We start from the raw sequence: 14,998 nt of genomic DNA, 5'->3' as shown, positions 1-14,998 counted from the left end.
GCCTTGCAAGTAAGCGATAAACATTACAGCCATGTCAATTGAAGCCACTCATTTAGGAAAGCAAAGCGCTTATCCCCAACACTACGACCCCTCGGTACTGGTTGCAGTTCCCCGCCAACTGAACCGGGAGCAATACGACATTTCAGATGAACAGCTGCCTTTTAAAGGCTACGATGTGTGGCATGCCTACGAATTCAGTTTTCTGCTCGACAATGGCTTGCCCATCGCCGGGATGCTTAAAATAGTATATCCCTGCAACAACCAATTCCTGGTCGAAAGCAAATCGCTGAAGCTCTACCTTAACGCCTTTAATATGGAAAAGCTGGGAGGAAGCGCAGGGGAAGGCATCGCTAAAGCAGTATCGACGATTGAAAACGATCTGGAAACCTTACTGGGCTGCCCGGTGCAGATCACTTATTTCGATCATCGTGTGCCTGCAGCTGAAGATGATTTCTCCGGCTTTGTGCTTCTTGAAGAGCTGCTTCAACACCAACTTCCTGCCTGCAATGTATACCGTGAAACGCCTGAACTTCTGGGTGAAAATCAGGGAAAAGGAAGCATCAGATGGGGAACGCACCTTTTGCGCAGTAATTGCAAAATCACCCATCAGCCCGACTGGGGCACCTTGTATATTTCGATGGAGGGTGCGCAGCTGCCAAAGCCTGAAGATTTTTTGCGCTACCTCGTTTCACTCCGGAACGAAAATCATTTTCACGAAGAAATTTGCGAGTTGGTTTACCAGCGGCTTATCAGCAAATACCAGCCGGAGCAATTGATGATTACCTGCCAGTACACCCGTCGGGGCGGCATCGATATCAATCCGGTAAGGGTCAGCCATGCATCGCTCTACCCGCTTCATCTGATCAATGCTGCTGAAAAGACCTGCCTGGCTTTCAGACAATAAAACAACAGCTTATACAAATAACAAGATTATTGAAATATAGATTCGCTATTTCGTGTACCACAAATTGGTCGAAACAGGATATATCTTTATCGCAACGATATTCAAATATTTCGTTTTTATCATCCACACTTATTGGTCGAATTATTAATTGCTCACTTTCTCATCTCATTTTAAATTTTCTGTTTTAATACATGTCAATCCTTAATAAAAGACCCGGATTGGTGATATTGTACGAAATTTCCCAGCCACTCCATAGGATGCCCCCAACAAGATCTCCATTGTAAACCCCGGCTTTCACACTCAAGCCCTTTAAGATGGCATAATACATGCTCAGGTCGTATTCATTCTGCCACCAAAGAGAAAGGTTGTGTTTTTTTGTAAGAATTGGATGATTGGCATTATGAAAATTATACTTATAATAGGCACCCAGCGATAAATTAGGTAAAAGATAAAAGGCACCCGACAGCTTTGCTCCAAAATTAAAAAGTCCTTGCCGTATTCCATAAGTTGCATCATCTACCAAAATAGTATCGGTATACGCAAAACTCACGAAGGGACTTATTTTTGCTGCAAATCGATTATCAGATGATTTATAGATCTGAATAGGAACTCCAGCTCCGAAACTGCTTGTATTACCCGATGACATCGCCCAGACATTCATATCAAACCTGCTATTCAATTTTCTACTCACATGATAAGCTATGCCTATTTTGTTCGAATAATCATATCCAAACACAAACATCGAAATCCAGTCAATACCCCGTGAATAGTCTTCCGGGTTGATAAGGAATCCTGGTTGAAAACTAGAGTAATGATATTTTGGTTCAATGACTGACAGAAATTTAGAATAATCAGCTTTTGTGGAGTCAAAATATTTCTCTTTGGCAAAACTTCTTTCCAAAGCCCAAATACTGTCATTGCGGTCGAAATCACGATACCCTCTGAATCGTCGGGAGTACTTAGCAGATGAGTAATTCAGAAAATCGAGGTAGCTGGCATGTGCCTGCTCAATACTGCCTGAGTGTTCATATGCAATGGCTTTCAGAAAGAGTAAATCGCTAAACCTGGTAATGTCGGGATACAATACCTCCAGACGATTGATTTCAGTCAAAGCAGCATCAAATTCATTTGAAATTATCAATTGATTGATTTCGGAATAACTTCTTGAAAGCTGATGATCGATGAACTTCAAAAAATCATCCTGCTCAATGCTTTTAGTAAAATCATATTCAAACTCAACTTCTTCCAATTGCGTATAGAAACTACCAATATTATGGCTCCCTATCACATGCTGGTTTTCGTCTCTTGGGTAAATCGAATTGTTTGCATCAACCGGGTATTGGTATAAATCCAGCTTTTCATCATACTTTAGATTAGCTAAATTGATCACAGTTGAGCAGGAGTTTAAGAACAACAATACCGCTGCCGGTAAAAGAAAATTGTAAACATATTTTTTCATGCGTGAAACTGCGTTTGCTGGTTAATTTTATTCAACTGAGTTCAGTTTTTTAGTGGGGTTTAAAGTATACAAAAAATATTATTGTCCCATGCTCATTCGGCTTTATTCATTAAGGCATTTAACCATTCCTCCCTCATCCTTGTTACTTTTCATTAACTTAGCTCCGAAATCAGCATATATGAACACGACACCATTTATTCATCACTTACTACAAATAGAAACCGTTGGTCCCGAAGGGCATAAGCTCATTTGGGTGCTTTTTATTGTTTTGGCGCTTCTTGCACTTGCATTGATTGGCAAAAAACGAAAACTGAAATTCAGCATTCGTAATCCTTTTAAAAGTGACATCAGTGTATACTTAACAAAAAACAAAACCTACCGGCCCGAGACCATTCATCTGAAAATTGAGAACAGCTCAAAAAAAGCCATCGTTATCGAACATCCTGTGATCAGGTTCAAACGAACAAGCCAAAACCGGGCGTTCAAAATTAAGGCAGTCAATTCATCCAAAATATATCCGCTCTTTCTCGAAGCAGGTCAAAGCCATCAATTGCCCATCGACTTAAAGGCATTTTACGACTTTAACAAGGAACTGAAAAAGTTTTCCCGAATACGAATCGAATTGCGCTACGATCAGAACAAAGCAATCAATACGCGGTATGTGCTTACTAAATCCACCTTATTCAGAAAGGCATGAACTGGAATTTCGGAAACATCGACTTCTCAACCTATCCGTTTTATAACGAACAGCCGCTGGGCCTGAGCTATTCTGCCCAACAAAGCATTATCCGCTTGTGGGCACCCACTGCTCAACGGGTGCTGCTACGCCTGTATAAACAAGGCTCGGGCGACAGTCATTTCAGTCTGATTGAAGCCGAAAGAAAGGAAGCCGTCTGGGAGGCCCGCATCGATGGCGATTGCCATGGAATATATTACACGGTTCAATGCCTGATTGAGGACAAATGGATGGACGAAGTGCCCGATCCTTATGCCTATGCAGTAGGGGTAAACGGTAAGCGGGCCATGATTTGCGACCTGCACCGCACCCATCCCGACGGATGGGAAAACGACCGGAACATACTACCAGAACATTACACCGACATGGTGCTCTACGAACTCCATGTGCGCGATTTCAGCATCGACGATCATTCGGGCATGCAACACAAGGGCAAATACCTGGCCTTTACCGAAGCTGGAAGTCGCTCGCCCGAAGGGGTGAAAACAGGACCCGATCATCTGAGCGAACTGGGAATTACCCACGTGCACCTGTTGCCCGTGTTCGACTTTTTTACCGTCGACGAGGAACACCCCGAAAAGAAGCAATACAACTGGGGCTACGACCCGCTGAATTACAATGCCCCCGAAGGCTCCTACGCCACCGATGCCCACAATGGAGCCACCCGGATCAACGAACTGAAACAGCTGATTAAAGCCCTGCACGACAAAGGCATCGGGGTAATTATGGATGTGGTGTACAACCACACCGGACTCATTAATCATTCCTGTTTCAACCAGACGGTTCCGGGCTATTATTACCGCCAGCGACCCAACGGTACCTTTAGCGATGCCAGCGGCTGCGGAAATGAAATTGCGTCCGAAAGAGCCATGGTCAGGAAATATCTTATCGACTCCATTGTTTTCTGGGCAAGCGAATACCACATTGACGGCTTTCGTTTCGACCTGATGGGCATATTCGACATCGACACTATGAATGCCATCCGCAAAGCCCTCGACCAGATCGACCAGCGCATTGTGATGTACGGCGAAGGATGGACCGCTGCATCCAGCCCCATGGATGAAAAACGCAGGGCCGTAAAAAGCAATTCATCAAAATTGAAGCGCATTGCACTGTTTAACGACGATTTCAGAGATGCTATCAAAGGACACTGGGCTCAGCCCAACAGCCTTGGTTTTGTAAGCGGACAAACACTCAATGAGGAATCGCTTAAATACGGTATTGTGGCTGCAACAGGCCATCCTCAGATTAACTATGCCTATGTGGCTTCCATTAAATGGGCCTGGTCAATGAGTCCGCAGTCCTGCGTCAATTACGTTTCGTGCCACGACAATTATACACTGTACGATAAACTCAAGCTTTCGCATCCCGAAGCGAAGTTGAATGAACTAAGTCGCATGGTTTGCCTGGCAGGGGCCATCCTGCTTACTTCGCAGGGCATTCCTTTTCTTCATGCCGGGGTCGAAATGCTGCGTACTAAAAAGGGAAACGGCAATTCCTACAAGGCCGGCGACGAAATCAACCTCATCGACTGGAGCCGTAAAGCCATGTTCTCGTACGTTTTCGACTATTTCAAAAAGCTGATTGCCATCCGAAAAAAACACCCTGCATTCAGACTGCCCGATACGGCATCCATTCAGAAACACCTGCGCTTTTCCGATCATTATCTGCCGGGAGTTGTTGCCTATACCCTGGGCGAACATGCCAATAACGACAGCTGGAAACAAATTCAGTTGATCTTCAACAACAACAGTACACCGATCGTATTTCCGGTTGAGGCACGGGAATGGACCGAAATTGCATCGGGCCTGGCCATCGATGAACAAGGGTTGAAAGTACACCGAAGTCACAGTATTTTTGTCCCCCCCCTTTCGATGATGCTGCTTGTTTCAAAAGACTAAGTCCTGAATTTCAACACATCAACATGAAAACCATTCAACTACTAATTATCACCGTTATGACAAGCACAATACTGAGCGCCTGCCAATCGACCAGCAGCCTGTTCCGGAATGAAGTAAACGAACGCATGCAGGATGAATCTGCAGCAACAAAAGTGATCGGTGCTGCCGACTTGCAGCATTTGCCTGCACCTGTTGCCCGCTACCTGACTTACTGCGGCTGGGTGGGAAAAAGCATTCCCCGTAATTTTTATCTGAAGTTCAGGGGGCAGTTTAGTAGGAAGGAAGGAAAATACATGAAGGTGAAATCGGAACAATACAACTGGATCGACGGGCATCCCACCCGCATTTTCCACATGGGCAACAGCCTCTTTTCGGGCAGACACCGCTACGATGAGCGGGGTGCCATTATGCTGATCAAACTGCTGGGGCGTTTTAAAATTGCTTATGCCGAAGGTCCTGAGATGGACAAGGCCGAACTGGTAACCTACCTGAACGATCTGTGCATTATCGCTCCCGGAGCCCTGGTTGATGCACCCGTTCGTTGGGAAAGCATCGACGAGCTGAGCGTTAAAGCCACCATCAGCCAGTATGGGCAAACCATCAGTGCAAGCATCTATTTTAATGAGAAAGGCGAACTGGTCAATTTCATCAGCAACGACCGCTATGCCACCACTGGGAATGGAAAATCGGAAAACATTCCATGGTCGACGCCTATGTCGGATTATCAGGAAATCAACGGCATCAAAGTGCCTTCGTACGGCGAGGCCATTTGGCATTATCCCGACCGGGATTTTGTGTATGCAAAACTTTATATTGAAGCTGCCGACTGGAATGTACAGGGAATAGTAAAATAGAAAGTACTTCCTTGTCCTTCGCAGCTTTCGACCCACATTTTGCCCCGGAGCAATTCAACAAGCTTCTGTGAAATGGTTAATCCAATTCCGGTGCCGCCGGTACTTCGGGTATACGATTGCTCCACCTGACTGAACATGGTAAAAATCATTTTTTGCATGGTGGGTGAAATGCCCGGTCCGCTGTCACTCACCCAAAAAAGCAACTGCTTACCATCAATCTCAAAGCCAAACTGCACAGCACCCTGGGTGGTAAACTTCACCGCATTATCAAGCAAATTACGCATGATCTGGCGCAGGCGTTTTTCATCACTATTCAACATATAAGAGTTCATTCCAGCGGGCAGAATGGCGCTGACATGCAAATCCTGCTTCCTGTGCTTTTGCTGCATACGAACTACCTCGGTCTCCAACCCGTCAAATAAGGGAACCAGGTCAAAAACAGAACGATCGACCGCCATATCACCGGTTTCGAGCAGTGATACATCGAAAATTTGTTCTACAATGTCAAGCAGATTATTTCCGCTCTGATTGATTGTACGTGAAAACTCAAGAATCTGCTCCTTTGGCAGTTCCTCATTGATCAGTTCAGAAAAGCCGATTACTGCATTAAGCGGTGTTCGCAATTCGTGACTCATATTGGCCAGGAAAGCGGTTTTGAGCAGGTCGACCTCTTCGGCCCTCTTTTTGGCTTCAATCAGTTCTTCTTCGTCCTTTTTTCTTTGGGTAATATTTTCTGCAACACTAACAAAGTTGGTGATATTTCCATCGGGATCGATAATGGGAGAGATGGACTTGTTAACCCAATACAATTCACCCTTTTTGTTTTTATTTATTAATTCACCTTTCCATGTTTTACCTGCGGTAATAGTGACCCACATGTTGGAATATACATCGTCGGGGACAAACCCTGATTTTAGAATACGCATATTTTTCCCAATCAACTCATCCAATGAATAGCACGACAAATCGACTGCAGACTGATTTGCATATTCAATGTTCCCGTTAATATCGGTCAAAATAATTGAAGTCATGTTTTGCTCCACGGCCCGCGAAAATTTCATCGATTCGATCTCGGTGCTTTTCCGACGCGATATGTCTTCGATATAACCTTCGAGGTAGAGCAGTTCTCCCTGTTCGTTATACACCGGGCGGGAGCGTTCCCAGACCCATTTGATTTTTCCCTGCCGGTCGCGAATCTGATACTCTCCTTCAAAATTAATCCTTTCCTGCACCACTCGTTGACATTCGTCCCATAAAAAATCCCGGTACTTTGGCAGCACCAGTTCTCCAAAAGAAATCTTTCCCTTGAGAAAGTCACTGCTTTTGTAACCGGTAAGTCGCAAGCAGCCACTACTCACATAGCTGAATGAATAATCATTGTTGAAGTCTGACTGGTACACCATGCCAGGCAGGTTACTGATCAGGATTTCATTATGACGCTGATTTTCCAACAGTCGTCTTTCATTTTCGACTTCACGGCTAATGTCACGAACAAGGATCAGTGTATGTTTTTCATTTTCATATTCGATGATGGTGGTAGTGATTTCTGCTTCGAAAGTTGACTGATCACCTCTAAGTAAACGGAGTCGAGCCTTCACCTTTGTATTGCGTGCCCGGCTGCTTAAGATGGATGGAAGGCGTTGATCCTCCTTGTCGACTACTGACTGCCTGCCCCCCTGTATCAGTTCCTGCTCGCTTCTTTGAAAAAGAACACAGGCGGCTTTGTTGGCGGCAAAAATGTCGCCGGCATCATTCGATAAAAGCAAGGCATCGAGGTTATTTTCGAAGAACAAACGATACATAAGCAATCTCCTTTCAACTTATCAATGGCACTATGGCTTGGTTGTGATTTTTTTTCATGCTGTGTCAGTTTAGCTAAAGGAAGGATGGGTTTTTGATCGGTTTTTAATGATGCTAATACAATAAAGCAAAATTTAATTGCTTTTCAAAAGAGTAGCAGGGAATAGTATAAGAAGCGGGTAAAAATTTCGCATCAAGCCCAAACAACAAAATGCAACTTTTTATTTACAAAATACGCTTGCTGCTTGCTTGCTTCTGATTTTCGGTTTACATTTAAAGTTTTCAGGGACAGGAGATGAGAGAACAGATTTTTCAGGAAATAGAGCTCATTAAGAGCAGGCTGGTAAATATTGCGCTAATTGTGGGAGCTTTAGCCGGACTTCCTTTAGTTATTTCTTCTATTTTTAAAGCCTTCACACTGGGCATTGCTGTTTTCTGGATTTTCTATTTGCTGGTTTACCTTTTTGTACTGGGCATTGCACTTTTCCGCAAGTCACTTTCCTACCAATTGAGAGCAAGCACCCTGATCTTGTCTATATTTTTTTTGGGAGCACTGAACCTGCTTGAAAGTGGTTTTGTCAGTTCTGCTTACTTGTGGTTTACAGCCGCCATTGTACTTGCTTCAATTTATTTTGATTTTCAGAAAGGCATCTATTGGCTCGTTTTAAGCACACTCACAACCATACTGCTTTATCTTCTTACCCGAAATCATTACATCATGCCGGGGTCCTATCTCTATCGTCGTATACTGCCCTTCGAAACCGTTTTGACGAATATTCTGATCGTTGTGGCGCTCAGCCTGATTATCTCATTTACTACCCGGTACATTCGTCAGAAACTAATCGACAATATTGGAGCATTGAAGAAGCAAAAGCTGGCACTTGAACGCAAGAATCATCAACTCTCATTGCTGGCCGACGAACGCTACCATTCGGAGCAGCTGGCAAGGCAGAAGGAACAAAATTTCAAAAATATTTTCGACAACAGCAGCGAAGCCATTATCATTGTTGACCGGGAGAAAAATATACTGGAATACAATGCTGCCTATAAGGAACTAAGCGGTCAAAACGATTATGAAATCAGAAACACCAAGGCCGATTACTTTATTCCGGCAGCCGAGCACAAGTTATTCGACATGTATTATCAGCATCCTGAACTGATGCCACACAAACAAAGTCTGATAATTGAGATTCCCCCCAAAGGCCTTCTTTACATTGATGTAAGCAGTCGTGTGATCGACTACAACGAAAAAAAAGCCTTTCTTTTCATTATTCGCAACAACACCGAAAAGGTGAATCATGAAAGAATGAATTACCTGGCCTCGCTGGCTGCCGAAGAAAAAGAACGCAACCGCTTTTCAAAGGAACTACACGACGGGCTTGGCCCCCTGCTTTCGACACTAAAAATCTACCTTGAAATATATTTTAACAATCCGGGGGATGGCGAAATTGAAGAACGCATCGCTTCTACGCTGAATGAGTCGATAAAAACAGTGAAAGAAGTATCGAACAACCTAAGCCCGTACATTCTCGAAAACATGGGAATCACAAGGGCGGTTGAGTCGTTCATCGAGAAAGTAAAATTTCGCAATGCAATTAAAATCGACTTTGAATCGAACCTGCAAAAAAGACTACTTCCGGAGATAGAGATAAGCATATACCGCATTGCCAGTGAGCTAATTAACAACACCATCAAACATGCCAATGCAACACAAATAGTAATCAGCTTGTCGCTCAAAGCCAACTACATCTCCATTCATTATAAAGATAATGGTTGTGGATTCGACATGAAGGAGATAAAACAGAAAGCCAAAGGGATCGGACTATTCAACCTTCAAAGCCGGATTGAAAATCTGAATGGAAGCATCCAGATGAAAACTGCTCCCGATCAAGGATTTGAATTAAATGCACAAGTCCAGGCCACTGGTTTAAAAGGCGATTCAACACATTAATGCTAAAACTCATGAATCAACAGCCCATCCAAATCATTATTGTTGACGATCACGACCTCTTCCGCGAAGGGGTGAAGTTTGTATTGAGCCGGCATCCGAATTTCAGTATAGCAGGCGAAGCAGCCAACGGAGTCGATCTGCTTGAACTACTTGACCGTGTTGAAGCCGATCTGGTGCTGATGGACATCGACATGCCCCGGATGAATGGCTTCGAAGCTACAGAAAAGGCACTGGCCAGGCATCCTCATTTAAAAATCATCACCCTTTCGATGCATGGCGACCAGGCTCATTACCTGCGTATGATCGAAGCCGGGGTAAAGGGCTTTGTACTGAAAGATGCAGGCAGCTCTGAACTCGTGAAGGCAATTGAAGCCGTGGCACTGGGTGATAACTATTTCTCGCAGGAACTGCTGATGAACATTATTCTAACAAAAAAACAGGCTCCTTCGGGAAGTGCCTTGCAACAACAACTCGAAATATCGGCACGCGAGCTCGATGTACTCGAACTGGTTTGCCAGGCCTGTACCAATGCTCAAATTGCCGAAAAACTCTTCATCAGTCCAAAGACCGTCGAAGGGCACAAAGCCAAACTAATGCAGAAAACAGGAGCTAACAATGCCGTGGCACTGGTCCTTTTTGCCATCAAAAACCGCTTAATTGAACTATAGCTCACCTCATTGAATTCAAGGGTTTTCCCCTGAAAAAAACGCAGTTTTATCCTGACTAAGGCCTTATTTCCTGTTTCTATTTTTGCCTTCACAAGATGGAAGGGGAAAACAAGAAAAATATCATCATTGTAGACGATAATGCAGCTTTTATTGAAGCGGTGAAGTTTATGCTGAGAAATCACCGGCAGCTTCATGTTTCAGGTGAAGCAGGCAATGTTGAACAATTCAATCATTTGCTTACCCTGCAAACACCCGATCTGGTGTTAATGGACATCATGCTTAACGAAGAAAGTGGAATTGCTGCCGTAAAAACAGTCAAAAAACAGCTTGCAAAATGCTATTTCATTGGTGTAAGCATGTCGGACGACATTAACCTCCACCGCGAAATGCAAAAGGCAGGCTTTGTTTCCGGCATACTTAAAACGCACTTTTCGGAACACTTCGCCAAAACACTGATTTCAATTGCAAATAACAAAACATATTTTCCTGTTTTAAATACTGTGGAATAAAAAAGGGTTTAATTATGAATGAAGTTTTCAAGGATATTATTATTGTTTTAGGAATTGGGATTCCAACAGCCATTGTTGTACTGCGTATCCTTTTTAAAAACAGCATACTGTTTAATATTGCAGCGCTATGGGTTATTAACCTGTTTATTTTGGTGGTAAGCACCAAGCTTACCGATGCTTTTCCTGAAGCCTACCCTCAAATGATGTCGCTGCCCTTTGGGATGGGCATATCGGCATTTTTAATCTATCTGGTTTACAAACAAATCAGAAAGCCACTCGACAGTGCTTTAAAGAATGTGGAAGAACTCTCGAAGGGAAATCTGCTCATCGAAATTAACACTACGGACCAGCAACGAAACAACGAACTGGGCATACTGGCCCGCTCGCTGGGAAGCCTTTCCGAAAATCTGATGAGCAGTATTGGAAGCATTAAGAACATTTCGATGCAGGTAAATCAAGCCAGCCTGCAACTGAGGGCCACTTCCGATTCACTTTCGCTGGGAACCAGCAGTGAAGCTGCCTCCATTGAAGAAATCTCCTCGTCGATGGAGGAAATTGTCGTCAGCACATCGTCCAATACCGAGGGTGCTGAACGGACCAACAGCATCGCCCTTGAGGCCAATGCTTCGGTAAAAGAAGGCAACAGTGCTGCCCTGAATGCCATTGGAGTACTGAACAATATTACCGAGAAAATAGAAATTATCAACGACATCGCCTTTCAAACCAATATTCTGGCCTTGAATGCGGCCGTTGAAGCAGCGCGTGCAGGGGAACACGGTCGAGGCTTCAGTGTGGTGGCTGCCGAAGTTCGCAATCTGGCCGAACGCAGCAAGAAAGCAGCTGCCGAAATCATCGAGTTATCGAAAAGTGCTGCCTCTGTTTCACAAAATGCAAGCGAGAAGCTGGCCGGAAGTATTCCGCTGATGGAAACAACTACTGAACTGATTTCATCCATTTATGCATCGAGTCGTGAACAGGGAGCAGGTGCCGAACAGGTGAACAATGCCATCGGCGAAATCAATCTGAGTATCCAGTCGAATGCCACCACAGCCGAAGAAATGTCGGCCAGTGCCGAAGAACTTGAGAAATTTGCAGCCGAACTGATCGAAAGCATTTCCATCTTTAACATGGAAGCCCAAAGTGCCTGAATCATCAGGAAATAAAATACACAATACCAATTACATATAAGCAAAGAACCGGTGATGACAAGCATCGAACCGGTTCTTTTTATTTTTTAGCTATAAAGCTTTAATTGTACACGGGCAACCACGAGTGTTCCTTCGAATAGCGTAACATCTGCCCGGTGTAGCCTTCGGAATAGTCGAGTTGAATGTCGGTGATTGTTCCATGCTCATCCTTCGAAACTTTCCACACAGGATTCACAAAGCCACTGTAGGGTGCCAGCTTCAGTTTTGCATAACGCTCCAGCACTTCGGCATGCAGCTCCCTGTCGATTTTTACGGCATACGTTTCAATCAGTTCTTTGGCTGTTTGATAATCTCCTTCCGATTTGACCCGCTGTATTTCGGCCAACAGCTCTCCAAACAAGGAGCGCAAAGCCTCGTAATCGTTGATCACAAAATAGGTTTTTCCCTCTTTTACCAACTGCTCAATTACCTTATCGGCCTTACCATGCTCAAAAGCCCAGCGTGAAATCAACTGACGGTTGCGCATGTGGGCCTGTTCAACATTGTCGCCCAGTTTGATTCGGGTAAGCTGGGTCATCAGTCCGTTGCGGATGTAATCGTCGTAAGCAGCTTTGTATGCTTCCATATCGGGTAAGAGCCCCAGTTCCACCATTTTCTCATCGCCCATGTAGTAAAGGGCAAAAAGGTCGGCGCGCGACTCTTCAATGGCCGCCCCGTAGGCTTTCAGTTCATCGCCGGCAACACCGGGCAACAACTGGCCTGAGCCATGCCCCAGACATTCGTGCAGGTCGGTATGCAGGTTGTCGGCCTGGAAACCGTATTTCTTCAGCCTTTCAATGCTTTCATCCGTCAGCATAAATTCTTCGAGAAAACCATTTCCCTTACTTGCCTGATCGTAGGCATAAGTGATGTTTTCGATGGTTACCGATTTCGATCCGTGTTCTTTTCTGATCCAGTCGGCATTGGGCAAATTAATGCCAATGGGGGTAGCAGGATAGCAATCGCCACCCAACATGGTGGCAGTAATCACTTTGGCAGTAACGCCCTTTACTTCTTTCTTTTTAAAACGCTCGTCAACAGGTGAATGATCTTCAAACCACTGGGCGTTGTTGCTAATGATTTCGGTACGAAGCGTTGCTTCTTCATTTTTGAAATTAACCACACTTTCCCAGCTGGCTTTCAGTCCAAGCGGATCACCGTAAGTTTCGATAAAACCATTTACAAAATCGATGCGCGAGCTGTCGTCGTCGAGCCAGGCTACATTGTAACGATCGAAAGTTTGCAGATCACCGGTTTTGTAGTATTCGATCAGCAGCGAAAGCACCTTTTTCTGCTTTTCATTCTCTGCCACCTTTTCGGCTTTCTCGAGCCAGTATACTATTTTTTCGATGGCAGCCGAATAGGTTCCGCCCACCTTCCATACCTTTTCGACCAGCTTCCCGTTTTCCTTATCCAGGCGGCTGTTCAAACCGTAGGAAACAGGTTCGGGATCGTCTTCCACTTTCATGGCAGCATAAAATGCTTCGGCTTCGCTTTGGCTAATGCCCGGGCCCCAGTAATTGTTGGCCGAAGTGGCGATGATGTCTTCTCCTTCGGACTGATTAACGCGCTTGGCATCGAAGGCAGGATCGAAAATGACGGGCAACAGGGTTTTGATGATCTCATTTTTCGGGATGGGAAATTTTGATTCTTCAACGGCCATCAGCAGATCGGTAAAATATTCCTGATTGAAGCCGGGTTCAAACTTGTCGCTTGAATAATGGTGATGAATTCCGTTGGAAAACCAGATGCGTTTCAGGTACACTTCGAACGCTTTAAAATCGTCGGTATTTCGGTCACCGTCAAAGTGGATATAAATCGCTTCGAGGGTACGTCGAATGGCCAGATTGTTTTTGTAATTCTGGTCGAAAACAATGTCGCGTCCTTCGATGGCCGCCTGCGAAAGGTAATAAAGTAACTCCTTTTGCTGCAAACTCAATTCATCAAAACCCGGCACCGGATAGCGCAGGATTTTCAGATCGGCAAACTGTTCCACATTAAACTGGAAACCATCTAAAGCCGCAGCCGGCTTTTCTTCTCCATTTTTACATCTGCTCATAATCAATACAATTGCAATTACGACTAAGCTTATTTTTTTCATGAGATAAGGTTTTAAGCATTACTGACATCGCTGGCGTCGGGAAGAGCAATTGACCAGCTTGCATAACATTCCGGCTGCTTCCCCCATAATCAGCAAACGACGAGCAACAAAAGTAACAAAAGCACTTGAAATCAGAAGGGAAATCGGGGAACTATCAGCGTATCCTGATCGATGCTGTAGCCTTTAAAGAAACCATACACATCGTCGGGCAGGTTGCTTTCGGGATTCCCGGGAGCAATTGAATTGAACGAGCCCCCTATGTTGTTACTCAAACTGGTATAATATGAATAGAGCTCGGGAGCGAGGTGCCATAAACTGACAACGACTGTGTCGCCCGGCTTAAAGGTTTTGTAATATACCGGCATCGAAATAATGCCGTCCTTTCCGAAAGTGTCATCGAGCAGGTAGTATTCACCCGGTGAAACCATTCCATAATGATTTACCATCAAACGGAAGAAGTTATCGCTTCCCTTTGGATCGTTCACACTGACAAATACATTCAGACTGTCGTTGCTGCCCCAGAAAGGATTGGGAACAAAATCAACCTGTGCAATGGGCACCGGTTCGGGCAAGGTGGTACTCACCTCGACCTGTATGTCATCGACCTCAATGTTCAGGGTAAATACTTCGCCTCCTTCGGGATCGATGTTGCCTGATACATAATGATCCTGATCGTTTAGAACAAGCAATTCCCTCAAGCCCCGGCTGGAACTCAACGTTATGCTGGCATTGGTAAGAAGTACCTGTTGGGGTTCGTCGTAAAACCCCTGACTGTAGCTCAGTGCAACATCCACCATTCCGGGCCGGTTGCTCACCGAAGCTTCAACCACCAGTTTCTTTTCTATTTCGTTTAAATCGAGCACCACCACTTCCTCACAGGCAATGAATAAAAATGCGATGGCTGTAATTTGAATCAGTTTTCTCATGA

Annotated in this window: 12 protein-coding genes; 8 read left to right on the top strand and 4 right to left on the bottom strand. The window is 44.7% G+C overall.

What is annotated here, in order from left to right:
- Positions 1-31 precede the first annotated feature (31 nt).
- Positions 32-904, top strand: a complete 873-nt coding sequence (locus tag FHS86_RS16050; RefSeq protein WP_429416004.1) for an NADPH-dependent 7-cyano-7-deazaguanine reductase QueF — start codon at positions 32-34, stop codon at positions 902-904.
- 184 nt (positions 905-1,088) lie between these two features.
- Here the strand turns inward: FHS86_RS16050 and FHS86_RS16045 are convergent, their stop codons facing one another.
- The gene (locus tag FHS86_RS16045) at positions 1,089-2,294 is read right to left on the bottom strand and encodes a hypothetical protein (RefSeq protein WP_429416001.1); all 1,206 of its coding nucleotides are present in this window, start codon (positions 2,292-2,294) and stop codon (positions 1,089-1,091) included.
- 247 nt (positions 2,295-2,541) lie between these two features.
- Here FHS86_RS16045 and FHS86_RS16040 point away from each other — a divergent pair, with 247 nt between their 5' ends.
- The 3 genes from FHS86_RS16040 to FHS86_RS16030 are packed head-to-tail and all read left to right on the top strand — an operon-like array spanning position 2,542 to position 5,854.
- Entirely contained in the window at positions 2,542-3,060 is a 519-nt protein-coding gene (locus FHS86_RS16040; protein WP_429415998.1) for a hypothetical protein, read from the top strand.
- Positions 3,057-5,000, top strand: coding sequence for a type I pullulanase (gene pulA / locus FHS86_RS16035; protein WP_429415995.1), 1,944 nt, complete (start codon positions 3,057-3,059; stop codon positions 4,998-5,000). Before FHS86_RS16040 ends, pulA begins: the two co-directional genes overlap by 4 nt.
- A gap of 56 nt (positions 5,001-5,056) precedes the next feature.
- Positions 5,057-5,854, top strand: a complete 798-nt coding sequence (locus FHS86_RS16030; protein WP_429415992.1) for a DUF6544 family protein — start codon at positions 5,057-5,059, stop codon at positions 5,852-5,854.
- Here FHS86_RS16030 and FHS86_RS16025 read toward each other — a convergent pair.
- Entirely contained in the window at positions 5,809-7,656 is a 1,848-nt protein-coding gene (locus FHS86_RS16025) for a sensor histidine kinase (RefSeq protein ID WP_429415989.1), read from the bottom strand. The genes FHS86_RS16030 and FHS86_RS16025 overlap by 46 nt on opposite strands.
- A gap of 293 nt (positions 7,657-7,949) precedes the next feature.
- On the opposite strand from FHS86_RS16025, the gene FHS86_RS16020 reads away from it, so the two are divergent.
- The 4 genes from FHS86_RS16020 (at position 7,950) to FHS86_RS16005 (ending at position 11,930) form a co-directional block, all read left to right on the top strand.
- The gene (locus FHS86_RS16020; protein WP_429415986.1) at positions 7,950-9,605 is read left to right on the top strand and encodes an ATP-binding protein; all 1,656 of its coding nucleotides are present in this window, start codon (positions 7,950-7,952) and stop codon (positions 9,603-9,605) included.
- 11 nt (positions 9,606-9,616) lie between these two features.
- Positions 9,617-10,273: a response regulator transcription factor gene (locus FHS86_RS16015; protein ID WP_429415983.1), complete on the top strand. Its 657-nt coding sequence runs from the start codon at positions 9,617-9,619 to the stop codon at positions 10,271-10,273.
- A 95-nt stretch (positions 10,274-10,368) separates the two neighbouring features.
- Positions 10,369-10,782, top strand: coding sequence for a response regulator (locus FHS86_RS16010; protein ID WP_429415980.1), 414 nt, complete (start codon positions 10,369-10,371; stop codon positions 10,780-10,782).
- Positions 10,783-10,796: 14 nt separating this feature from the next.
- A complete protein-coding gene (locus FHS86_RS16005; RefSeq protein ID WP_429415977.1) occupies positions 10,797-11,930 on the top strand; it encodes a methyl-accepting chemotaxis protein in 1,134 nt (377 codons plus the stop codon).
- A 100-nt stretch (positions 11,931-12,030) separates the two neighbouring features.
- On the opposite strand, the gene FHS86_RS16000 is transcribed toward FHS86_RS16005, so the two are convergent.
- A complete protein-coding gene (locus tag FHS86_RS16000) occupies positions 12,031-14,070 on the bottom strand; it encodes a dipeptidyl-peptidase 3 family protein (protein WP_429415975.1) in 2,040 nt (679 codons plus the stop codon).
- Positions 14,071-14,201: 131 nt separating this feature from the next.
- Positions 14,202-14,996 carry a DUF4249 domain-containing protein gene (locus FHS86_RS15995; RefSeq protein ID WP_429415972.1) on the bottom strand — a complete coding sequence of 265 codons (795 nt, stop codon included), beginning with the start codon at positions 14,994-14,996 and terminating at the stop codon, positions 14,202-14,204.
- Between the last annotated feature and the right edge of the window lie 2 nt (positions 14,997-14,998).

The organism is Roseimarinus sediminis (assembly GCF_050433125.1).
Taxonomy (GTDB): domain Bacteria; phylum Bacteroidota; class Bacteroidia; order Bacteroidales; family Prolixibacteraceae; genus Roseimarinus; species Roseimarinus sediminis.
Note: the sequence above shows the minus strand (reverse complement) of the source record. Positions and strands in the feature narration are given on the sequence as shown.